Raw genomic sequence first — 513 nt, forward strand, 5'->3', positions numbered from 1 at the left:
ATAATGCAGGGCGACCTTGCTGGATGAATGTTTCAATCCAATCGATCGCATTCTCCCCCATCGGCACCAAACGTTCCTTGCCACCTTTACCCGTCACACGCACGACGCCCTGACGTAAACTGATGTTTTCCATCGTCAGGCTGACGAGTTCTGTCACACGCAACCCAGTCGCGTACAACAACTCAAGCATGGCTTTATCGCGCAGTTCTACCGGATCATTAGGATCTGGCGCGTCCAAAAGTGCGTCCACTTGCTCTTCACTGATGTCTTTCGGTAAGCGTTGTGGCAATTTCGGGCTGACCAACAAGGCACTAGGGTCATCGGCACGCACTTTTTCACGGTGAAGATACTGAAACAAACGGCGAATAGCTGACAGCATACGAGCACGTGACGTCTGCTTGTAATCCAAATCCACCAGATACGTTTGGTATTCTTGAAGTCCAGACAAACTGATGAAATCGAGGCGGTAACGATGATGCTCCATCCAAGTGAGAAGCTTCATTAAGTCATTTC

1 protein-coding gene is annotated in these 513 nt (G+C 49.5%); it reads right to left on the minus strand.

Going from position 1 to position 513, the window contains the following annotated elements:
- The coding region (locus R7Z50_RS31180) for a tyrosine-type recombinase/integrase (RefSeq protein WP_318150238.1) at positions 1-513 on the minus strand (513 nt) is incomplete at both ends.

Source organism: Vibrio sp. 1249-1, from assembly GCF_033340495.1.